Raw genomic sequence first — 22,179 nt, forward strand, 5'->3', positions numbered from 1 at the left:
ATGATCCAATGAGGATCACGATGCTTTTTCTATTGTATAAGAAATTGATTGATCGCGTGAAAGAGGTGCTCATAATAGGCGGGCACATGCGGGACAAAATCATGAACACCCACTTCGATGCTTTTCTCACGTCGTTCTTCATTTGCATCAACTTGAAAGCCCTCGATTCGAATTCTTTCAAATGTCCCTGTTAACAGCTGCTGCGCATCAAGCAGCTTTGCTCTGTAGAGACCAGCGACTTCTTCTTTCTGTAGATGAACTTCCATGTGCTCAACTTGATTCATATAAAGGTACACATGGCAGAACTCACGATCGATGAACGAAGGCATATGGATTTCATCCTGTATGACACCTGCAAAGGTGAGGTTCTCAAAAGGGATGGAAAGACCAAGTTCTTCTTCTACCTCTCTTAAGCCATCAGAAGGCTGTTCATCTGCGAGAAGATGGCCCGCTGCGGTGATATCAAACAGAGAAGGAAAATCCTTTTTTGCGGGACTTCTTAGCTGAAAATAGAGATATACGGTGTTATGCTCTTTTTTAAGAAGCCAGAAATGAAATGTTTCATGCCAATGGCCTTGGGCGTGGACAACTGAACGAGCGGCAGCTCCAATTGTTTCATGCTGATCATTGAATATACGAAGTTTTTCATGTTCCATGAAGATACATCCTCCATAAAAAAACCATTTTCCAACAGTGGAAAATGGTTTTTAATTTATTTTTGCTGCTGTTTTTTGAGTTTGACAGAGAAGGCAAACATTTTAAGCGCGATATTGATATTATAGGCCGCAAACACCATCAGCAAAATACTGTAAAATGACCACATGTCACCTGGGTTTTGAATGGCCATATAGGTGAAAGCCACACCTACGGCAAAATAAATGATGCCCCATACGACTGGGTTTCTCATGAGAAAAAGCCTCCAATAATCATTTGCATGGTTTGAGATTGTTCTTCAATCATTTTTTTCACTGGCTCAATCTGCACAAGAACGACAAGTGAATTCATCAGCATGTGAGCGCCGATTGGAACAATGATTCGTTTTGTTTTCGCATATAAAAAGGCAAAGGTAAAGCCCATTGCGGTATAGAGCAAGATATGGGGAAAATCATAGTGTACAGCAGCGAAAACCACTGAACTGGCAAGTGCTCCAATGAAGAAATTCGTTTTTTCATAAATCACACCAAAGATGATTTTACGGAAAATGATTTCCTCTAAGATTGGACCAATCAGGGCGATGACAATGACAAGCCAAGGAACGGCATCCATAATGGATAAAATGGTTTGCGTATTTTCTGACTCACGGCCAATGCCGAATGCATATTGTTCAATCGCCCCCGCAATTGATTGTGCAAAGAGGGAAAGAAAGAAACCGCCAATGATCCATGCGATAGCAGAACCGATTGAAACTGGCGCTTCATTTCGCAGTGAAGCTTTTGGGACGGTTCGAAGGATGAGCAGAATAATGATTAATCCGATACAAAAACTGATGATTGTCCACGTTCCTGATAATTTTGAAAGCTCTGTTTGAGTCATCGGTGATTGAATGAATCCCAGCCACTTCATAATGAGCACATAAGGAAACGCAGAAACCTGCACCAATATATACGTTAAGATGATGTACCAATATTGTTTTTTCAAGTAACGAAAACCCCTTTACTAAAAGAACTAGATTTATTGTAACACAAGTCTCCTTTTTCGATGAAAAGGAAAGAATCTGAGATCAAAAAAGATCGTGAAAGCGTAAAAATTTTTAAAGGTTTTTACTTGAAATTGCAGAAGACATTCTTTATTATAATAAATGTGTTAGCACTCTCTGGTGATGAGTGCTAAAAAAGACTACATATAAAAATTGAGGAGGTTGTTTCTTATGTTAAAGCCATTAGGCGATCGCGTAATCATTGAACTCGTTGAATCTGAGGAAAAAACCGCTAGCGGTATTGTTTTACCGGATTCTGCAAAAGAAAAACCGCAAGAAGGTAAAATTGTTGCAGCAGGTTCAGGGCGTGTACTTGAAAGTGGTGAGCGCGTTGCGTTAGAAGTAAGCACAGGCGACCGCATTATCTTCTCAAAATATGCAGGCACTGAAGTGAAATATGAAGGCAAAGAATATTTAATCCTTCGTGAGAGCGACATTTTAGCTGTTATTGGCTAATCACATAAAAAATTGAGATAAATTTTTAAAAAGACTGAGGAGGTTTCGTTATTATGGCAAAAGATATTAAGTTCAGTGAAGAAGCACGTCGCGCGATGTTACGCGGTGTAGATGCACTTGCAGATGCTGTAAAAGTAACTTTAGGACCTAAAGGACGTAACGTGGTTCTTGAGAAAAAATTCGGTTCTCCACTTATCACAAATGATGGTGTAACGATTGCAAAAGAAATCGAATTAGAAGATGCATTTGAAAACATGGGTGCAAAACTTGTGGCTGAAGTTGCAAGCAAAACAAACGACGTAGCTGGTGACGGTACTACGACTGCAACAGTTCTAGCTCAAGCGATGATCCGTGAAGGTCTGAAAAACGTAACAGCTGGTGCAAACCCTGTTGGCGTGCGTAAAGGGATCGAAGAAGCAGTGAAAGTAGCACTTGAAGGCTTGCACGAGATTTCTAAACCAATCGAAGGCAAAGAATCAATTGCTCAAGTTGCGGCTATTTCTGCAGCAGATGAAGAAGTCGGCAGCCTAATCGCAGAAGCTATGGAACGTGTAGGTAACGACGGAGTTATCACAATTGAAGAATCTAAAGGATTCACAACTGAGCTTGAAGTGGTTGAAGGTATGCAATTTGACCGCGGATATGCTTCACCATACATGGTGACGGATTCTGATAAGATGGAAGCGGTTCTTGAAAATCCTTACATCTTAATTACGGATAAAAAGATCACAAACATTCAAGAAATCCTTCCTGTACTTGAGCAAGTTGTACAACAAGGAAAACCATTATTGCTCATTGCTGAAGATGTAGAAGGCGAAGCACTTGCAACTCTTGTTGTGAACAAACTTCGTGGTACATTCAACGCAGTGGCAGTAAAAGCACCTGGATTCGGTGATCGTCGTAAAGCAATGCTTGAAGACATCTCTGTTCTAACTGGCGGAGAATTAATCACAGAAGACCTAGGACTTGACCTGAAATCAACTGAAATCGGTCAGCTTGGCCGCGCGTCTAAAGTTGTTGTGACAAAAGAAAACACAACAATCGTAGAGGGCTCAGGAGATTCTGCTCAAATTGCAGCACGTGTGAACCAAATCCGTGCTCAAGTAGAAGAAACAACTTCTGAATTCGATAAAGAAAAATTACAAGAACGTCTTGCAAAACTAGCTGGCGGCGTCGCTGTCATCAAAGTTGGTGCTGCAACTGAAACAGAACTAAAAGAGCGTAAACTACGCATCGAGGATGCACTGAACTCAACTCGCGCAGCAGTTGAAGAAGGTATCGTATCCGGTGGTGGTACAGCACTTGTGAATGTATACAACAAAGTCGCTTCAATCGAAGCTGATGGTGACGTTCAAACAGGTGTGAACATCGTTCTACGTTCTCTTGAAGAGCCAATTCGTCAAATCGCTCACAACGCAGGTCTTGAAGGGTCCGTTATCGTTGAGCGCTTGAAAAACGAAGAAATTGGCGTAGGCTTCAACGCAGCAACAAACGAATGGGTAAACATGATCGAAAAAGGAATCGTTGACCCAACAAAAGTAACTCGCTCTGCACTTCAAAACGCAGCTTCTGTAGCAGCAATGCTTCTAACAACTGAAGCAGTCGTTGCTGACAAACCAGAAGAAGGCGGCTCAGGCGGCGGAATGCCGGATATGGGCGGCATGGGTGGAATGGGCGGAATGATGTAACACCCTCGAAAACCCCTTGAAATATAGGGGTTTTTGTTATGTCTTCATGAATTTGATCACATGCAATAAAAAGTATCAGGGCTGCTGAATTGAAACCTTTACTGCTTTTCAACCGTTAAAATAAGAGCAAGTGATTTCATGGGTTTTTACCCGATACGGTATTTTAAAAAGAAAAGCGGTGATCATATGGGCTTCACTACATGGGTAGCGATTATTGTTGCACTGGCCGTTGTGTTTGGAGTGTTTGGATCAAAGAAGCGTGATAAATAAAAAACCCACTTCCAATTGGAGGGTGGGTTTTTTATTGCAAATACAACATTAATTGGTTATACTAATTTTAGTTGTTTGTTGTAAATGCAACAAAAGGAGTCGAGGTACATGAAAGAGATTTTGCGGGAGATCGGCGTGATTGCTCGTGCGCTTGATTCCATAAGTAATATTGAATTTAAAGAATACGATTTAACGAAGGGGCAGTATTTGTATCTTGTGCGTATTTGTGAGGAGCCTGGTATCATTCAGGAAAAGCTGGCGGAAATGATTAAGGTGGATCGAACTACGGCGGCTCGGGCTATCAAAAAGCTAGAACTGCATGGGTTTATTGAGAAAAAAGAGGATCGTGTGAATAAAAAAATCAAAAAGCTGTTTCCAACTGAAAAAGGGGAAACGGTCTACCCAATGATCAAACGAGAACATGATTATTCGAATCAAGTGGCGCTCAGTGGGTTTTCTGAGGAAGAAGCGGAACAGATTTATGAGTATCTTCTAAGGGTGCGAAAGAATATAGAAAAAGACTGGGAAGATGTGAAAAAAGGGATAAAGAGAAGCTACTAATTAATAAGGAGGGCGACTTTATGACCGTCAATTTCATTCGGTGCAATGTACAACATGTAAAGGAGCTACAGAAAATAGGGATCAATACGTTTAAAGAAACCTTTCTGGATCAAAACAAAGTGGAACATATCGAAGCTTACGTGAAGACAGCTTTTCACCTAAACCAGCTGTTAAAGGAATTACAGCACCCTTCTTCACAGTTTTATTTTGTTCAAGTGAATGGGGAAGTAGCTGGTTATTTGAAGATCAATATGAATGATGCCCAATCAGAAGAGATGGGGAGTGACGCGTTAGAGATTGAAAGAATTTATATCAAGCAGTCCTTTCAAAAGCAAGGATTAGGCAAATATTTAATCGATCAAGCCATTGAAATTGCGAAAAATCATCATAAACGGGATGTTTGGCTTGGGGTGTGGGAGCACAATAGAGCGGCCATCGCTTTCTATCAAAAGCATGGGTTTGTTCAAACAGGGGTGCACGCCTTTCTCATGGGGGACGAAGAGCAAATGGATTTCATTATGACCAAAACATTGAGGTGATCAAAAAGGGGGAAGGGTACATGCATGTTCCATCATTTTTTCAAGTGAAAGATATGGAGAAAATCAAATCATTTATTCAATCTCATTCATTTGCAACAGTTGTGACGACATCGAATGGAAAGCCCATTGCGACACATATTCCGTTGAGTTTTCATCAAGTTGACGATTCGTATGTGATCTCAGGGCATATGGCGATTGGGAATCCTCAGTGGAAAACGTTTGAAGAGAGCGAGAAGACGCTCGTCATCTTTCAAGGGCCGCATGCCTACATATCCTCTTCATGGTATGAAAAAGAAGCAGTACCAACATGGAATTACCAGGCTGTTCATGTTTATGGAAAGGCGGAACTGCTTGAAAAATCGGAACTGGTTAAGGAATTAACCACAATGCTGGAGACATACGAAACTCACAGAGAACATCCAGTGTTATGGGATACGTTGTCTGAGGAACTGTTAGAGAAGCAAATGAAAGGCATTGTAGGTTTTAAAATCATCATTGATGAAGTTCAGGCAGCTTTCAAATTAAGCCAAAATCGCCACGAAAGGGATTATGACCGCATCATTGAAAAGCTGGAGGCAGAGGGTGAAGTGGAAATGGCTGAGGCGATGAAAAGAGAGTTCCGTGTAAGAGGCTTCTCGAAAGATCAGTTATTCTTATGAAGCGCTAAAAATGAATGAGAACGTTACTTAAACACTTTCTTCTAGGAAAGTGTTTTTTTGTGATGATAAATAAAAAAGCCCTCATCATTCAAGGGCTTTAATGAAACAAATTATTTTACTTTAACTGTGAAGGTTACATCTTTACTATTCATGTAATCGTCAGTTGTGACATTTCCAAATTTCAGCTTTAATTCTTTGATATTTTTAATGTTGATCTCTTTGCCCTCAGGAGCTAAGAATTGAATAACACCATCTTGTTTAACGCCACCTTCAACTTCGCCACCAATATCACCATCAGTCATAAACATATTGGCATCTAATTGCATGCTTCCAGCTACAACTTTACCTTGATCTGGATAGAAGTTTAGAACTTTATCTGTCGTATTTTCGATATTCATCCCAACATTGATTCTATCCTTCATAATTTTAATCTCGCCAAGGTTTACTTTCATTCCTTGAGCAGTTGTTTTGTGTTTGCTCGCATTTATTTTCTTTGAACCATCGTCTTTTTTGTTTTTTGATTGTGTTTTTGTGCTTGTAGACTCTTTTTCTTTAGATGCACCTGTAGACACATCTTCTGTTGAGCCGCAAGCAGCCAGTGTAAATGTCAGCCCTAAAGCTAAAAATAAAGCATAGAATTTCTTCAAAATGAAAATCCCCTTTTGTTTAATTTATATAAGCGTCCTGTGCTTATATATTGATCATGACTATTATAATAGGATAAAAGTACTTGTGAATCAACAAAAAATGATAAAAATAGAAAATAATTGTTTTGGAGAGTTTTTTATAAACCAGTTAGCTTAAAATTACATAAAATCCACTTCTTGTGACTTAAAACGAACTTAAATTTCCTTATAATAGAATTATTATAAGGGATTGGGAGTGATTGAGATGGAAGGTTCGTCAATCAAGACGGTTAATAGAGAGGATCAACATGAATTCTTGTTTCTGAATATATCTTCAAATACAGTTGGGGCTCTTTCAAAGGAATCTGCTGAGAGGATTCTAAGTGAGAGGGATACCGATGAAATACACCAATTGATGTATGTTCCTATTGAGATTCATGAAGACCTCAAATGGCTGATTCATTCTTTGCATAAAGCCATCATGGATGAAAAAGATGTACGTGTCGTTCTTGAATTGGCTGATCTACTCTATTTCTTTGTTGTCCCTGCTTACAAAGAAGAATTGATGAGCCAAGAAGATTTGTCACACATGGTGAATGATATATTATTTATGTTGGATCTTTGGACAGATGAAAACATAATAGAGTTAGTTGATGCCATTCAATATGAATTACAAAGAGTAGAGAGAAAAGGCTTGTAGAGCAATCTCTACAAGCTTTATTCTCTATTTTTATGCAGTTGTGTTATTGACGACAGGCTCTTTTCTAAACACGCCCATGCAGCCTGCAATGATGATTAATACAGCTGGAAGGATGAAGAACATAGAAATAGAAATAATGCCGCCTACAGCAGATACTAATAATAAAATTCCACCAAGCTTTGCTTTTTTCTTTACAATGACAGATGAGACAATGGCAAGAATAGAGAAAAGCATTGCTGCCCAGCCTAATCCTGTAATTTCACTCGTGCCTGAATCGCTAAATGCTGCATCGATTCCTCCGAAAGCAAGAGCGAACATTGCGCCGAAAAATCCAAAAATACCTCCAATTAAACCTAAAACAAATTCAGTTGTTCTTTTCATGATACTTTCCTCCGATATGTAAATAAGAATTATTGGTACTTAAGAACCAACACAATCTTACTAATCGGCATTCTTTTCATAAAGTTAATAGTTTTGTTAAAAAAAACAAGAAAATCCATAAAGGATTTTCTTGTCCAATTATTGGGCTCTTTCCCAAGTGATTTTTGTTTCATTTGTTTTTTTCGTTCCCTTTGCCAGCACCTTGCCGTTTTCTTGTTTCACGGTGATGTTTAGGTCATAAAAGGAATAGAGGGCGCCGAGGCTGTCATTTTCAGGTTTATGCAGATTGTTTTCTTTTTCAGTTGATGCACCAATGGCCAGCGTTTTTGCAAAGTTTAAACCGATGACTTCAGCGTAATCACTATTGGTATCAGAGGAAGCCGTTACGTTTAAAGAAATGATTTTTTTCTTTTGATCAACGGTGATGTCAGTGTCTTTGATGAGCTTAGACTGCTCCATCACTTCTTTCGTTTCCTTTTGAATGCGTTCATTAATCGTTGGAAGTGCTTTAGATTCTGGTTTTTGTTCTTTTGTCGTATTTGAGCAAGCTGCTAGAATGGAGAGACTTGCAACTAGACTCATGAAAACAAGTAGACTTTTTTTCACGTTCGTTCTCCTTTTTTCGTCGAATGTTGTATGTTTATGTTACCACGAATCCTTGTTTTGATTAAAAGAGAAGTGTTGATAAGCTGTGAACAATAAAAAGCACCCAATGGAGGGTGCTTTTTTCTTATTGTGCTGAAAGGCTTGTACTTAATGGGATAGAAGAAATGACGGTGAATTTAGGAGCTGCGGCACCGGATTCTAAATTTTTACGTAAAAGTGACGATTTGATTGACCCGTCCCAATTTTTATAGACACTTCCTGATGTATTTGCACGAAGCTGTACATTCGAAAAGCTTGCTTGTGAATAGCTGTTTGTTCCATTATCCTGTACGCCATGTACCATTTTGACAACATCAAGGTTTTTCAGACGGCTAGGGTTGTAAACAGGCTGCTTATAGCGCAATTTCCCATTGACATATAGTGACACCGTGCCATCACCATTGTTGATGAGCTTTAAGTTGACCCGTGCGCCATCTTTAATACTTGTATCGTATTCGCTGTTCCAGTATTTACTGCCGCCTTGTGAGCCGCTGCCCAGAAAAACCTTATAGCCAGAAGACGTTTTTGAAATACCGCTCTCTACAACAGCAGAGCCGAGACCGAGATACCAGTCCGCATAGCCATTTTTAATGGTGGCTGTTTTCGGCAGGACAATATCAGCAGAGATACCTGACCATTTGGCTTCATCTGTTTGCGTCACAATGGCGCCGTGACGAGGACTAGCCGCTGAGGCAGGAAGACTTGAAAACATCAAAACGAAGGCCAAACTTACAATCAAAACGGTGAAACACTTTTTCATGAAAATTCCTCCTTAAATTTGATTCACTTTCATTATATAAAATGAAGGAGGGGGGCTGCTTACAATGTTCTGGCTGTTTATGGTAGTATTTATGAACTTTATCGGTCATAAAGTGGTCAACTTGTATTTGAATTGTAATGTGTCTGTAAAATAACTGGGTTCATCTTCATGTATAATGAGTGCAGAAACCAAAAACGGAGGATTTCTTAATGAATAAAAAGCTTATCACGACAATCGTAACAGTAGCTAGTTTATTTTTAGCATTCAGTTTCTCACATGGAGCAAGTGCAAAAAAAGTAAGCGGCAATATTACTTGGTACAATGGTGTCGGCAAAAAAGGCGCAGATGGAAAAAAACTCGGTCATTGGGATGCAGCAACTAAAATGGGCTTTGACGTACCGAAAAAAGGTACAAAACTAAGAGTGACAACAAAAGCGAAACCACATAAAGTGATTACAGTATATAAATATGATGTAGGCAGAATGCCAAATGCTGTACTAGACGTAAGTCCAAAAGCATTCAAAGCACTTGGGTATAAAACAAGTAAAGGTGTCGTAAAAGGGCATTACACTTATTAATACATAGGCATGCAAAGAAGCGGGAAAAGTTCATTTTCTGGCTTCTTTTCTTGTAGAGAGGGTCTGAAAGGCAATGAAAAAATCAACATGGTGGATCATCACAGTCATTGGCGTCGCAGTGATTGCGGCAGTTATTTTCTTCATGATGAAGCCTGGGCAAGAGGCGAAACATACAGGAAAAGTCAAAACAAATCAAGATGCAAAAGACGAATTGCTCGTTTCATTTACAGATCAAAAGTTAAACAATACTTATTACTTGCATGATCGGGCGCTTCATACGGAGAAACTGACAGCATATCCTTCGATTGCTTATGATTCTACGAAACAAGTTTTATATTACACGTATACGGATGAAGACACGCAAAAGGTGAGTATTCGGGAATTAAATGTGAAATCTGAAGAAGAAAAAACACTGTTTACGAGTGATGATTCTATCGACAGTATGAGGCTGTCTGGTGACGGAAAGAAGTTATTTCTAAGGTATAACAAGGATTCTGGAGAGCAATTTTTTGTCGCGTCTTTTGATTTGAACACACACAAAATGAAGGAGCTGTATCCAGAAAAAAGCAAGGATGATACGGTGAGTTCTTTTGCATATGATCCGACTTCAAATGATTTGGCGATCCAGCATTATTCTTTAAAAGAAGATTATCAAAAAACCGATGAAGCGAATGAAAAGGGAAGAGATCCTGAACCAACGACCATGAAGATCACCCTTCAAACAGGTGAGAAGGGGAAACGCATTGCACGTATCTCACAAACGATCAATGATATTTCATTTTCTCCAGATCATAAGAAATTGATTTATACAGAAGTAAAGGTTCGTAAAGAAAAAGAAATATCCTCGATTAAGATGCTTGATGTAGAAACAGGAAAAACGACGACACTCGTTAAAAACAGCCAGGATGTTCATATTTTAAGTGCTGCACAGCCGCAATTTTCTACGGACGGGTCGTCTGTTTATTTCTTAGGTGTTGCAAAAAACGCAAAAGAATTAAAGGATGACACCGGACGAAAGGCGAAGGTAAGAACGATTTTTGAATACAATATGAAGAAGAAAACAGTGGAAGCCGCTTGGGAGAAGGATGGCGGAATCGTTAACAATTTCACTGTCAATCGATAAAGGAAACGTTCAGTTATTTATATAACTGGACGTTTTTTTATTTTGTCACTTGAAATGCTGGAGAAATGGTGGATTTATAGAAGGAAAATCAGTTTTTAAGCAGGGATACGAGGGCTATTTTCATATTTTACTTATGTGACAGAAGAAAAGAAAAAGGGTAGTATGAGTGAACATAAAAAAACGAGAGGACTGATGACATCTCGTTTTCTCTGTTTTATTTGTTTTCATCTAATAAGTTCTGAAAGATAAACAGGGCATTAATGGAGTGAGGGAATCCAGCAACCTTTGTACAGTGTTTAATAATCTCCATAATCTCTATGACAGAAAGTCCAATATGTAATGCTTGTTCAAAATGAGTCTTTAAGTCTTCTTCACAATCGCCTTTTGTGATGAGGGAAGATAATGTGCTGATGGCCTTTTGTTTTTCATCTAATATGAAGTGATTGAATTCTTTTTGTTCACTGAGTTCAATGGTTAGTTGTTCAATGTTTGAGCGAATGCTCTCGTTCTCATGGATTGAAAGCTTCTCTCTGTTACCTGCCGCTGTTTCTTGTTTGACCTGGCAAGTCTCTTTTTCTTCATTCAAATTGAACTCCTCCGTTTTTTATCGCAATTTTCCATTTGTTCGTTCATTATGGCTTATGTGCCTTTTGATAGATGTAATGGGTATATAGTAGTATTATCGGTTTGCTGCGTCAACTTTTTAAGTATGGAACGCTCTTCAAAGGAATGATTCATGCGATTTATTTTTCCATTTTGAAATGGATCATAAAAGGGCTAATGAATGGATGTCCGTTAGCCCCTTTGTAATCAGCAGTTTCATAAGTTCTACGCATTTAGTGGAAGAGTGGTTTCATTTTTACTGAATGATATCCATCGGCCTCATCATGTCATAATCTTCATGTTCTAAAATATGACAATGCCACACATATCGGCCGCTGTATGGAACAAATCGAGCAACGATCCGAATGACTTCACCTGCATGCGCCTGAATGGTGTCCTTGTAGCCTTGTTCATGTAAAGGAGGCGCTTCGTTTGGTCCTGTATACACGATTTCTCCTGTCGATTGATAGACTTCTGTATCAAATGGCCTTCTGTCTAAAACCCTAAATTGAACAAGATGCAAATGAATAGGGTGTGTCCCTCTGGTTGGATTGACGATAGACCAAACCTCTAGACTGCCAAGACGAGGATTTTCTGTGACAGGGTCATTCCAAAATTGGTTATCGAGCAATAGGATAGGGCGGCCGTATTTATCCTGTGTGCCGGTAAGTGTGAGTGTACGCTCTCTATCAGCTCGACTTGGCCGAAGCGCTGGCAGCGGTTTGGAAATTGGACGTAAGGTTTTAGGTACTCTCCCTTTTAGCGGGCGTGTGACTTTGAATTGCATAATGTTCGCATCTGTTTCAGGATTCACATCCTGTCCGCAGCCGGCTGTATTTTTGAGAGTGATCGTTTTGTTTTCGTAAGCTGAAAAGTCGATGATGACATCGAAACGTTCAGCAGGTGCGATGCTAAAGGATTGATGGCGAACGGGTCTTGGCAAAAAGCCCCCATCGGAACCAATTTGCAAGATTGTGGCGTCGTTATCTAGATGCAGCTCGTAAGTTCTAGTATTGGACGCATTTAAAATGCGAAAACGGTATTTTCGCGGCTCTACTTCTAAATACGGCCATACTTTTCCATTGACTAAAATGGTTTCTCCGCAAAAAAAGGGCACGATGGATGGGTCTGGTATGTCACTGTCCTCTGGCGTGTTGTTTGGTCTGCTAGGATAAAACAGTGAGCCATCCTCCTGAAACGTCCGGTCCATAATCATTAAAGGAATATCATAATCATCTTTAGGCAGCTCTAAGGACTTTTCAAATGCATCTGAGATCAAATAAAACCCAGCTAAACCGGCGTACACATTTAGTCGTGTCAATGCCATCGCATGATCGTGATACCACAATGTGCAGGCTTGCTGATGATTGGGGTAGACGTAAGTCTCTCTTTCAAAAAAAGGGCCGGTTGCTTCAAAGTCCCGTGAAAACCAGGCCTCTGGGTAGCCGTCACTGCTTGCTGGTGTGACGCCGCCATGCAGATGAACGACTGTTTTCACCTCTGGTTCATCGTGATGACCGGAGTGGATGGTGTGATCGACAGGCAGAAAATGTTTCAATGGCAATTTGTTCATCCATTTCACTTTGACCTTTTCATTTCTATTGGCTTTAATGGTTGGACCAGGCAAACTGCCATTATAGGTCCATAGCTTGGTGGGCGGCAGGTCTCTATGAACTTTTAAGAATACCTCCTCCATAGCAATTTCATAATACGTTTGTCTTGGGTTCTTTTTGACGGGCTTCGCGACTTCTGGAATTGGAAGCTCGTCAACAAATTTTTCTAGGTTCATGTTGACTAATCCTCACTTAAATTCAATTTGATACAGTATAAGAGCGGACATCCAAATAGGTGAATAAAATAAAAAATAAAAAAACCCGCTTTTCAGCGGGAGAAATTACGGGTGTTTATTTTCAAGCGCCGCATTTGCAGGCACTTTTTTATTCGGTTTAAAGATGAAATAAGCAGCTAGTACACCAAAGGTAATGATACTCGTCAAAATGAGCTGCGGCCGCATGGATTCGATAAACAGCATCGATGCCAAGATGGCGCAAATGACCAAAATGGTAAAGTACGTGAGGTATGGGAACAGCCACATTTTGATTTTGAGCTGTTCTGGATTTTCTTTTTCGATTTTGCGTCGCATTCTTAATTGAGAAACGGCAATGGCCAAGTAGACAAGAAGAGCAATGGCGCCAGATGCATTGACTAAGAACAAAAAGATGGTTTCAGGATAAAAGTAGTTCATCATGACGGCAATGTAGGAAAAGAAGGTACCTGCGACTGTAGCCGCTACAGGAACACCACGTTTGCTGATTTTCATAAAACGTTTCGGTGCTTCGCCTCTTTCTGCTAATGAATAAAGCATTCTGGACGTTGTGTACAACCCGGAGTTTAAACAAGATAGAACAGCTGTTAAGACAATGACGTTCATGACTTGAGCGGCTGATGGAACACCAATGTATTCTAATACCGCAACGAACGGGCTTGTTAAAATACTTGCGGAATTCCAAGGAAGCAAGGTGACAACGACAGCAATTGATCCGACATAGAATACGATAATACGCCATACAACAGAGCGGGTGGCTGTCGTCACAGATTTGACTGGGTCTGCTGATTCACCGGCCGCTATGGCCACAATTTCCGTTCCCATGAAGGAAAAGATGACGACGACGATTCCGAGTAACACAGAGCTGAATCCATTTGGAAGAAAACCGCCGTTGCCTGTTAGATTGGCAAGACCTGAAGTATGATGACCGCCAAAACCAAAGATAAATGCAAAACCAATGAGTAGAAAGAGAATGATGCTGACGACTTTAATTAATGAAAACCAATATTCAAATTCGCCAAAAGATTTAACAGAAAAGATATTTGTTAATGTTAAGAGGATTGTGAGGATAAGACTTGTGAGCCAAACAGGTGCATCTCCATACCAATATTGAATAATGGCAGCACCGGCAATTGCTTCGATGGCGATGACGATCACCCAGAAGAACCAGTAAAGCCAGCCGATTGTAAACCCGGCCCATGGACCGATGGCATCGCTCGCATATTGTGAGAAAGAACCGCTTGTCGGATAGGCACATGCCATTTCTCCAAGCATTCTCATAATAAAGATCACCAGAAGTCCGGCAAAAGAATAGGAAAGAATGGATCCAGGCCCTGCAGAATGAATGACAGCGCCGCTACCAACAAATAGCCCTGCCCCAATGACCCCAGCAATGGAGATCATCGAAATATGTCTTGTTTTAAGGTTTTTTTGAAGACCGTTTGTCATGTTGGACATTTCTTTACCTCCAAACATTTCTCATGAATAGAGAATTTGTTTTTAGAATATTTTAAATTTTATCATACTGAATTGTCATTCAGCATTGGACAGGTTATCAAACTGACATTTCAAACCTCTTAACATGATGTTAAAAAGTAGAAAGGATTTGAGAGATTATGTTCCCTCTTTTCCCTCTGTTTATTTTAAAATAGCATAAAAAAGGAAGGAGGGAAGTTGTGTCCTAAAATAAAATTATTCTGATAATTTACCCAAGAAGAGTGATTTGACGATATGTCCATTTCGAAGAGAAATGGAAAAAGGTTGATAGGAGTAGGTCTTGAGGTCATTTGACCTTGTAAAAATAAGTTTGCTTAGGTCAACACATTTCTATTTATCCTATTTTGCTGACATAAGCGAATCATGTTGCTGTAGACCCACACGAGCTTTGCTTTGTAAGATAAATAATAGAAAAGTGATGTGTGAGGAGGCGCGGTTCAGCATGGAGCGCTATAACGAATTAAGACAAGGTGAAACAGGTGCTTGGGTCAGCATCATTGCCTATGTGATCTTATCTGCGGTCAAACTCATTATTGGGTATGTGTTTCATTCAGAGGCTCTTTCAGCAGATGGATTGAATAACACGACGGATATTATTGCATCCCTTGCTGTGTTGATCGGGCTGCGTATTTCTCAAAAGCCGCCTGATGAAGATCATCCGTATGGTCATTTTAGAGCGGAAAATATTGCGTCTCTTGTGGCTTCCTTTATCATGATGCTTGTTGGGCTTCAGGTTTTGCTGAGTGCAGGCAAGTCGCTCTTCTCATCTGAGCATCAAACGCCGGATATGATCGCGGCTTGGACAGCAGCAGGAAGTGCTGTTGTGATGTACGGTGTGTATATCTATAATCGCAATCTGTCCAAACGGATCAATAGCCAGGCTCTTCATGCGGCAGCTGCTGATAATAAATCAGATGCGTATGTAAGTATTGGCACATTTGTAGGAATTATGGCTTCTCAATTTCAGCTGGCATGGATTGATACGCTTGCAGCGTTTGTCATTGGCTTAATTATTTGTAAAACTGCGTGGGAGATTTTCAGAGATGCCTCTCATTCGTTAACAGACGGTTTTCATATAAAAGATATGTCTAAATATAAAGAGACCATTGAAGCAACACCAGGAGTGGGCGATTTAAAGGATATAAAAGCGCGTTATCTTGGAAGTACAGTCCATGTGGATGTAGTGGTTGAGGTCGAGCCTAACTTGAACATAGCAGAAAGCCATGATATTGCAGATGAAATTGAACGTAGAATGAAGCAGGAGCATGATATTTTACATTCTCATGTTCATATGGAGCCAGCAAGTGAGCCGAAAGAAGAGAAGAAGTCTTTTCCATCGTGAGAAGGCTTCTTTTTTATACGTGCTGATGTTATATGCAAATGCGCGTTGTATGGTAAAGTTAGACTATATGAAATTTGACAGAAACGTGATAGGAGGATCAGGATGGCATTTGATGAACCGATGCATTCAGATTTACAAAAAATCGTAGATAACATCAATAAAGTCATGGTTGGGAAAAAAGACATTGCGATATTAAGCCTTGTTGCGATTTTGGCGAAGGGGCATGTGCTGCTAGAGGATGTGCCTGGTGTAGGGAAGACGATGATGGTTCGTGCTTTGGCAAAATCCATTGGCTGTGAGTTTAAGAGAATCCAATTCACTCCTGACCTTTTGCCTTCAGACGTAACAGGCGTGTCGATTTACAATAAAAAGACGAATGAATTTGAATTTAGGCAAGGGCCGATCATGGGGCAGATTATTTTGGCTGATGAGATCAACCGGACCTCTCCTAAAACGCAATCAGCATTGCTTGAAGCGATGGAGGAAGGCAGTGTCACAGTGGACGGAGAAACGATGCCGCTTGCGGATCCTTTTTTCGTCATGGCGACGCAAAATCCAGTGGAATATGAAGGGACGTATCCGCTGCCAGAAGCGCAAATGGACCGGTTTTTATTCAAGCTGCAGATGGGATATCCGACCATGCTCGAGGAGCTGGAGGTGCTCAACTTGCAGGAGAAAGAATCCCCGATTGATACGCTCCAAGCTGTCATGACAAAGGATCATATCCATGCATTGCAGCAGGCTGTTCAGACTATTCATGTGGATGCATCCATTAAAGAATATATTGTTGAAATTGCTCAAGCGACGCGTAAACACCCATCTGTTTATCTAGGTGTGAGTCCAAGGGGATCGATCGCCTTGATGAAAGCGGCACAGGCGTATGCGCTTTTGAATCAGCGCGATTATGTGATTCCTGATGATGTACAGTATTTGGCGCCTTATACATTACCGCATCGTATGATTTTGACATCAGAAGCGACATATGAAGGGAAGAAGGCGGAGACACTGCTGCGACAAATGCTTGAGCAAATTGGCGTGCCAGTTCAAAAGTCGATGACTCAATGAAGTCACGTCATCGTGTAGCAGTTTCATTATGGTTACGGGTGATGGTGCTCATCATTCTCACTGCGGCAGCCTTTTGTTATGCCATGTTTCAGGGAGGGTTTGTGAGCTGGTTCCTTTTTTATGCATTTTTACCATATGCTTTGTATGCATTCCTGTTTGCACTCGTTCCGCTGCGCGCGACAGCCAAGAGGACAATACAGCAAACACGCTTAAAGGCGGGGGATGTGCTGTCCGTTGACCTTGAAATCAAGCGGACACATCTATTTCCGTACATTTACGTCATGATAGAGGATGCTCCGCCAGACACCTTTCACTTAAAGGAACAGATTGAAATGAAGAAAATGCTCTTTCCTTGGTTTCGGAAAACTTGGCGATTTTCCTATCAATTGAATGATGTCATACGGGGAGAGCATCATTTGACAGCCGTTAGAATTAAAACGGGTGATATGTTTGGGTTTGTTGAGAAAGAAATCATCATTCCGTTAGAGAAGAAGCTGCTTGTCTACCCCAAAGTGCTGGATATCCCGGTGGAGCCTGCTGAGTCAGTGAGTGAAAATGGAGGCAAAGCGGTTCACTCGTGGTTAAATGAACCGGCCCATGTAACAACAGGCGTACGGGAATATCAGCAAGGAGACCGTTTTGCTTGGGTGGACTGGAAGACAACGGCCAGAAGAGGCCAGCTGATGACGAAGGAATTTGAACAGGATCAAGCAAAGGACCTTGTCGTGTTTGCTGATTTTACTGATCAAGCTGTTTTTGAAACAGTCGTCTCTATTACAGCATCTGTTCTTCAAATGGCTGTGAAAAAAGGCGTGCCGTCAGGTCTTGTCCCTCTAGGAGATCAGCATGCCTTTCGAGTCGATCAAGGAGAACTTCACTTACAGGACATGATTTATTATTTAACAAGGGTGCAGCAGCAGTCTTCCCGCGCACTAGAATATAAACTGTTAGCAGCGAGTGAGTACCAGCACTCAGGAAAATATGTCGTCACGGGTCACCTGCAGGAGGAGCTTGCGGCAAGTCTTTTTGGAAATCGAAACAGAAAGAACATCACCGTGCTTTTAGTGAAGAAAGCCGTTGACCGTTTAACGACAAAAGAAAAACAGCTTGTAGACCGGCTCAAGGCCTCTGGAATACGCATCACCCTTTTATTTGAAGACCGGCTGCACGAAAGAACTGTGAGGTGACAAACATTTATGCTGCATACGCATCTGCGGCAAAGCCGTTTTGAATTGTTCATCTATTATGCTGTAGCTTTTCTGCTGCTATGGGAGTGGCTTCGTCCGCTTCAAGATTTTACAGAGACGAGCCATACGTCTTATTTCATCATTTTTATCGGGCTTACGTGTTTGTTTACGTTCTTTCGTCTGAAGTGGTATGTGACGTTTCCTATTTGTGCTGGACTGATTTTGCTCGCCTTATATTTGATCTTTTATCAATCAGCGCCAGGTTATCCGGCTGCATTGTTTGCTGATATCAAGGATAATATCATGTTAATGAGCATGGGCATGTGGAGTGACATGTATCCGTCTTTCCGCACATTGTTGTTTTATATTTTGCTGTGGCTGCTTGTCTATTTGCTTCATTATTGGGTGGTCTATCAGCAGCGTATCTTTTTCTTTTTACTGATGACGATTGTATATGTCACGATTCTTGATACGTTTACGCCATATGATGCGACCTTTGCGATCGTTCGTATTATGGTATTTGGCTTTTGTTTGCTTGGATTGCTGTATTTCGATCGACTGCGTTCGGCTGAGGGCGTTCGGGTGTCACAGAAAGCACGTCTAAAGTGGTTTTTGCCCATGCTGGCGTTTGTCCTTCTATCAGCATCACTCGGCGCTTCTTTGCCAAAGTCTGATCCGAAATGGCCTGATCCTGTCCCGTTTTTTAAGGCAGTTACGAATCAAGATGGGACAGCCGGGCAGAATAAAGTGGGATATAGTGCAGATGATTCGGCGCTAGGCGGACCGTTTAGTGAGGACCGCACACCTGTCTTTAAATGGAGCGGAAAGGAGCCGTCTTACTTTCGTGTAGAAACAAAAAGTATTTACACAGGAAAGGGCTGGGAGGATGCTTCAAATGATACGAAGCCTACTCGGCTAAAGGACTCCGAGGTGCCAAATAGATGGTTTACTAATCGTGTGAAAACTGAGGACCATGAAACAAGAATTGATATAGAATCGGATTATCGATTTAATCATGCTGTGTACCCTATTGGAACGATTAGGCTGACGCCAATGGAAAATATTCCGCTGCAAATCATGGGCAAAACGGAGAAAATTGTCCCGTCTATGCAAAACCCACCTAAAAATCTGGGGAACTATCAAGTCAGTTTCTTATCTCCTACATTTATCCTGGAAGATTTGCAAAGGATTAAAGTACCGACAAAGAAGCAGGTGAATCAGCAGGTTGGCCGTGAATACTTGCAGCTTCCATCCTCACTTCCAGAACGTGTGAAAACTTTGGCAAACAGCTTAACGGAAACGAAGGACAATATGTATGATAAAGCCAAAGCAATCGAGGATTATTTAGGATCTGCGAAGTTTTCATATGAAACGCAGAATGTCGCTGTGCCTGGTCGTAATGAAGATTATGTGGATCAATTTTTATTTGATACGATGATCGGCTATTGTGATAATTTTTCAACCTCTATGATTGTAATGCTTCGTTCGATCGGAATTCCGGCGAGATGGGTAAAAGGGTATACGTCTGGCCAGTTATATGAAACACAAATGGATGGAAACAATGTGTATGAAGTGACCAATAACAATGCGCATTCATGGGTAGAGGTTTATTTTCCAAACAGAGGCTGGGTCACCTTTGAGCCGACAAAAGGCTTTACAAACCCAGAGACATTTACGAATGAAGCTGTTTCAAGCGATCAAACGGATGATCAAAAGGAAGAAAAAGATCAGTCTAGTTCTGATGCAAGTGAAGATCAGCAGCAAGACCAGCCGAAGCAGCAGGAGACAGAGCAGCCGGCACAACCAAAGGAACAAACAGCGCAGGCAAAGCCAAATATGGTGCATGTTGGTTGGGTTATAGGTTATGCGGCAGGAGCTATTGTCCTGCTTGGATTCATCAGCTGGATGCTTTATCGATTTAGAACAAGATGGCTGCCATTCTTTATTGTAAGAAAGGTGAAACGTCTGCCAGAGGATGAAGCATTCTTCTATGCGTATGCAGCTCTATTAAAGCAGCTAGGGCGCAGAGGAATCGAGAAAAAGCCAGGTATGACGCTAAGAGAATTCGCTTCGCTGATTGATGAGAAGGATGGAGATCATCATATGTCAGAGCTGACGCAGCTTTATGAACGTGCGCTCTACCGGCGAGAGGATGCGTCGGCGCTTTGGCAGCAATCGGCAAAGTTATGGGAAAATTTAATAAACAGGAGATAGTCTTGACCGCGTACCTTCCTGTTGTTAGAATAGGTGAATATTAAAACCTTCTAAAATACATGAAATTGAAGCGTTCGGATGTGAGTCTGGGCGCTTCAAAAGCGTGATTCACACTGAGAGCAGGTTTTCTCCTCTCATTTTTTCTGTGCGTTTATAAAAAACTATATTGGACATAGAGGTGACACCATGACAAATTTAGTAAATGAAATGATTTTGGTTCTCGATTTCGGCAGTCAGTACAATCAGCTGATCACACGCCGTATTCGTGAATTTGGTGTGTACAGTGAGCTTCATCCGCACACTTTAACTGCTGAAGAAATTAAAGAAATGGCACCTAAAGGAATCATCCTTTCTGGTGGACCAAACAGTGTTTATGATGAAGGATCTTTCCGCTGTGATGAAAAGATCTTTGATCTAGACATTCCGGTTCTAGGCATTTGCTACGGCATGCAGCTCATGACTCACTATTTAGGCGGGAAAGTAGAAGCGGCCAGCCAGCGTGAATATGGAAAAGCAGATATCCATATTAACGGAACACCTGCTTTATTCAAAGACCTTCCAACTGATCAAGTCGTTTGGATGAGCCATGGTGACCTCGTTGTTGAAGTACCAGAAGGCTTTACAGTCGATGCAACAAGTGCACATTGTCCAAACTCAGCCATGAGCTTAGCTGAGAAGAATTTCTATGGCGTTCAATTCCACCCAGAGGTTCGTCACTCTGAGTACGGAAATGACCTATTGAAAAACTTTGTCTTCGGCGTGTGTGATTGTGATGGCAAATGGTCAATGGAGAACTTTATTGAAATCGAAATGCAGAAAATCCGTGAAACAGTAGGCGACAAGCAAGTATTGTGCGCACTAAGCGGCGGGGTGGATTCATCTGTTGTGGCAGTATTGATCCACAAAGCCATCGGCGATCAGCTGACATGTATTTTCGTTGACCACGGTCTTCTTCGCAAAGGCGAAGCAGAAGGGGTTATGAAAACATTTAGCGAAGGTTTCAACATGAACGTGATTAAAGTAGATGCGAAAGATCGTTTCTTAAACAAGCTAAAAGGTGTGTCTGATCCTGAGCAAAAACGTAAAATCATCGGTAACGAATTCATCTATGTATTCGATGACGAAGCGGACAAGCTAAAAGGAATCGATTACTTAGCACAAGGAACACTTTACACAGACATCATTGAGAGCGGAACAGCAACGGCACAAACAATCAAATCTCACCACAACGTAGGCGGTCTTCCAGAAGACATGCAGTTCGAATTGATTGAGCCACTCAATACGCTATTCAAGGATGAAGTTCGTGCCCTAGGTTCAGAGCTTGGGATTCCTGATGACATTGTCTGGAGACAGCCATTCCCAGGTCCAGGACTAGGTATCCGTGTACTAGGTGAAATTTCTGAAGAAAAACTAGAAATCGTCCGTGAATCGGATGCAATTCTACGCGAAGAAATTGCCAACTTCGGCCTTGAGCGCGACATCTGGCAATACTTCACCGTTCTCCCAGACATCCGCAGCGTAGGTGTTATGGGTGACGCAAGAACATACGACTACACAATCGGCATCCGTGCTGTTACTTCTATTGATGGTATGACAAGTGATTGGGCAAGAATCCCTTGGGACGTGCTTGAAAAGATCTCAACTCGTATCGTCAATGAAGTGAAGCATATTAACCGCGTGGTGTATGATATTACGAGTAAGCCGCCTGCTACGATTGAGTGGGAATAATTGTAAAAGAGCTAAAAACCTTTGTGTATCAAGGGT

At 41.2% G+C, this 22,179-nt stretch carries 24 protein-coding genes; 14 read left to right on the top strand and 10 right to left on the bottom strand.

Annotation, left to right across the window (positions count from 1 at the left end):
* Positions 1-29: 29 nt before the first annotated feature.
* The 3 genes from NSQ34_RS02930 to NSQ34_RS02940 are packed head-to-tail and all read right to left on the bottom strand — an operon-like array spanning position 30 to position 1,638.
* Positions 30-656: an NUDIX domain-containing protein gene (locus NSQ34_RS02930; RefSeq protein ID WP_046314200.1), complete on the bottom strand. Its 627-nt coding sequence runs from the start codon at positions 654-656 to the stop codon at positions 30-32.
* A gap of 56 nt (positions 657-712) precedes the next feature.
* Positions 713-907 (bottom strand): YdiK family protein, encoded by a 195-nt coding sequence (locus NSQ34_RS02935; RefSeq protein ID WP_003213897.1) that lies wholly within the window; start codon positions 905-907, stop codon positions 713-715.
* Positions 904-1,638: a CPBP family intramembrane glutamic endopeptidase gene (locus tag NSQ34_RS02940; protein ID WP_024424466.1), complete on the bottom strand. Its 735-nt coding sequence runs from the start codon at positions 1,636-1,638 to the stop codon at positions 904-906. The genes NSQ34_RS02935 and NSQ34_RS02940 overlap by 4 nt, the downstream gene beginning before the upstream one ends.
* A gap of 229 nt (positions 1,639-1,867) precedes the next feature.
* On the opposite strand from NSQ34_RS02940, the gene groES reads away from it, so the two are divergent.
* The 6 genes from groES (at position 1,868) to NSQ34_RS02970 (ending at position 5,869) form a co-directional block, all read left to right on the top strand.
* Entirely contained in the window at positions 1,868-2,152 is a 285-nt protein-coding gene (gene groES, locus NSQ34_RS02945) for a co-chaperone GroES (RefSeq protein WP_024426730.1), read from the top strand.
* A gap of 53 nt (positions 2,153-2,205) precedes the next feature.
* Entirely contained in the window at positions 2,206-3,840 is a 1,635-nt protein-coding gene (gene groL, locus NSQ34_RS02950; protein ID WP_024424467.1) for a chaperonin GroEL, read from the top strand.
* Positions 3,841-3,978: 138 nt separating this feature from the next.
* Positions 3,979-4,110, top strand: a complete 132-nt coding sequence (locus NSQ34_RS02955) for a hypothetical protein (RefSeq protein ID WP_255290936.1) — start codon at positions 3,979-3,981, stop codon at positions 4,108-4,110.
* A gap of 108 nt (positions 4,111-4,218) precedes the next feature.
* Positions 4,219-4,671 carry a MarR family transcriptional regulator gene (locus tag NSQ34_RS02960; protein WP_041116013.1) on the top strand — a complete coding sequence of 151 codons (453 nt, stop codon included), beginning with the start codon at positions 4,219-4,221 and terminating at the stop codon, positions 4,669-4,671.
* Between the two features lie 20 nt (positions 4,672-4,691).
* Positions 4,692-5,210, top strand: a complete 519-nt coding sequence (locus NSQ34_RS02965) for a GNAT family N-acetyltransferase (protein WP_046314197.1) — start codon at positions 4,692-4,694, stop codon at positions 5,208-5,210.
* A gap of 20 nt (positions 5,211-5,230) precedes the next feature.
* Complete coding sequence (locus NSQ34_RS02970; RefSeq protein ID WP_098676706.1) at positions 5,231-5,869, top strand: FMN-binding negative transcriptional regulator; 639 nt, start codon at positions 5,231-5,233, stop codon at positions 5,867-5,869.
* Between the two features lie 110 nt (positions 5,870-5,979).
* On the opposite strand, the gene NSQ34_RS02975 is transcribed toward NSQ34_RS02970, so the two are convergent.
* Positions 5,980-6,516 carry a hypothetical protein gene (locus NSQ34_RS02975; protein ID WP_024426726.1) on the bottom strand — a complete coding sequence of 179 codons (537 nt, stop codon included), beginning with the start codon at positions 6,514-6,516 and terminating at the stop codon, positions 5,980-5,982.
* A 244-nt stretch (positions 6,517-6,760) separates the two neighbouring features.
* Here NSQ34_RS02975 and NSQ34_RS02980 point away from each other — a divergent pair, with 244 nt between their 5' ends.
* The gene (locus NSQ34_RS02980) at positions 6,761-7,195 is read left to right on the top strand and encodes a hypothetical protein (RefSeq protein ID WP_024426725.1); all 435 of its coding nucleotides are present in this window, start codon (positions 6,761-6,763) and stop codon (positions 7,193-7,195) included.
* Between the two features lie 30 nt (positions 7,196-7,225).
* Here NSQ34_RS02980 and NSQ34_RS02985 read toward each other — a convergent pair whose 3' ends face one another.
* The 3 genes from NSQ34_RS02985 to NSQ34_RS02995 form a co-directional block, all read right to left on the bottom strand.
* Positions 7,226-7,576, bottom strand: a complete 351-nt coding sequence (locus NSQ34_RS02985) for a DUF4064 domain-containing protein (RefSeq protein ID WP_025092751.1) — start codon at positions 7,574-7,576, stop codon at positions 7,226-7,228.
* Positions 7,577-7,714: 138 nt separating this feature from the next.
* Positions 7,715-8,182 (bottom strand): hypothetical protein, encoded by a 468-nt coding sequence (locus tag NSQ34_RS02990; protein ID WP_024426723.1) that lies wholly within the window; start codon positions 8,180-8,182, stop codon positions 7,715-7,717.
* A gap of 124 nt (positions 8,183-8,306) precedes the next feature.
* Entirely contained in the window at positions 8,307-8,981 is a 675-nt protein-coding gene (locus NSQ34_RS02995; RefSeq protein ID WP_024424477.1) for a hypothetical protein, read from the bottom strand.
* Between the two features lie 209 nt (positions 8,982-9,190).
* Here NSQ34_RS02995 and NSQ34_RS03000 point away from each other — a divergent pair, with 209 nt between their 5' ends.
* On the top strand, positions 9,191-9,559 hold the full coding sequence (locus tag NSQ34_RS03000; protein WP_024424478.1) for an RlpA-like double-psi beta-barrel domain-containing protein: 369 nt from the start codon (positions 9,191-9,193) through the stop codon (positions 9,557-9,559).
* A 73-nt stretch (positions 9,560-9,632) separates the two neighbouring features.
* Positions 9,633-10,682: a hypothetical protein gene (locus tag NSQ34_RS03005; protein ID WP_041116021.1), complete on the top strand. Its 1,050-nt coding sequence runs from the start codon at positions 9,633-9,635 to the stop codon at positions 10,680-10,682.
* Positions 10,683-10,896: 214 nt separating this feature from the next.
* Here the strand turns inward: NSQ34_RS03005 and NSQ34_RS03010 are convergent, their stop codons facing one another.
* From NSQ34_RS03010 to gabP, 3 genes are all read right to left on the bottom strand, one after another.
* Positions 10,897-11,268: a carboxymuconolactone decarboxylase family protein gene (locus NSQ34_RS03010; RefSeq protein WP_034282883.1), complete on the bottom strand. Its 372-nt coding sequence runs from the start codon at positions 11,266-11,268 to the stop codon at positions 10,897-10,899.
* Between the two features lie 273 nt (positions 11,269-11,541).
* On the bottom strand, positions 11,542-13,074 hold the full coding sequence (locus NSQ34_RS03015) for a multicopper oxidase domain-containing protein (RefSeq protein WP_342501032.1): 1,533 nt from the start codon (positions 13,072-13,074) through the stop codon (positions 11,542-11,544).
* A gap of 105 nt (positions 13,075-13,179) precedes the next feature.
* Positions 13,180-14,568 carry a GABA permease gene (gabP, locus tag NSQ34_RS03020; RefSeq protein ID WP_176966842.1) on the bottom strand — a complete coding sequence of 463 codons (1,389 nt, stop codon included), beginning with the start codon at positions 14,566-14,568 and terminating at the stop codon, positions 13,180-13,182.
* Between the two features lie 481 nt (positions 14,569-15,049).
* Between gabP and NSQ34_RS03025 the strand changes: the two genes are divergently transcribed.
* From NSQ34_RS03025 to guaA, 5 genes are all read left to right on the top strand, one after another.
* Positions 15,050-15,949, top strand: a complete 900-nt coding sequence (locus NSQ34_RS03025; protein WP_034282879.1) for a cation diffusion facilitator family transporter — start codon at positions 15,050-15,052, stop codon at positions 15,947-15,949.
* A 102-nt stretch (positions 15,950-16,051) separates the two neighbouring features.
* On the top strand, positions 16,052-17,014 hold the full coding sequence (locus tag NSQ34_RS03030) for a MoxR family ATPase (protein ID WP_034282878.1): 963 nt from the start codon (positions 16,052-16,054) through the stop codon (positions 17,012-17,014).
* The gene (locus NSQ34_RS03035; RefSeq protein ID WP_342501033.1) at positions 17,011-18,201 is read left to right on the top strand and encodes a DUF58 domain-containing protein; all 1,191 of its coding nucleotides are present in this window, start codon (positions 17,011-17,013) and stop codon (positions 18,199-18,201) included. The genes NSQ34_RS03030 and NSQ34_RS03035 overlap by 4 nt, the downstream gene beginning before the upstream one ends.
* A 9-nt stretch (positions 18,202-18,210) precedes the next feature.
* A complete protein-coding gene (locus tag NSQ34_RS03040; RefSeq protein ID WP_098676700.1) occupies positions 18,211-20,415 on the top strand; it encodes a transglutaminaseTgpA domain-containing protein in 2,205 nt (734 codons plus the stop codon).
* Positions 20,416-20,601: 186 nt separating this feature from the next.
* A complete protein-coding gene (guaA, locus tag NSQ34_RS03045) occupies positions 20,602-22,143 on the top strand; it encodes a glutamine-hydrolyzing GMP synthase (protein ID WP_024424487.1) in 1,542 nt (513 codons plus the stop codon).
* Positions 22,144-22,179: the final 36 nt, after the last annotated feature.

Origin of the sequence: Bacillus sp. FSL P2-0069, assembly GCF_038593315.1 — a bacterium.
GTDB classification, from domain to species: domain Bacteria; phylum Bacillota; class Bacilli; order Bacillales; family Bacillaceae; genus Bacillus; species Bacillus safensis.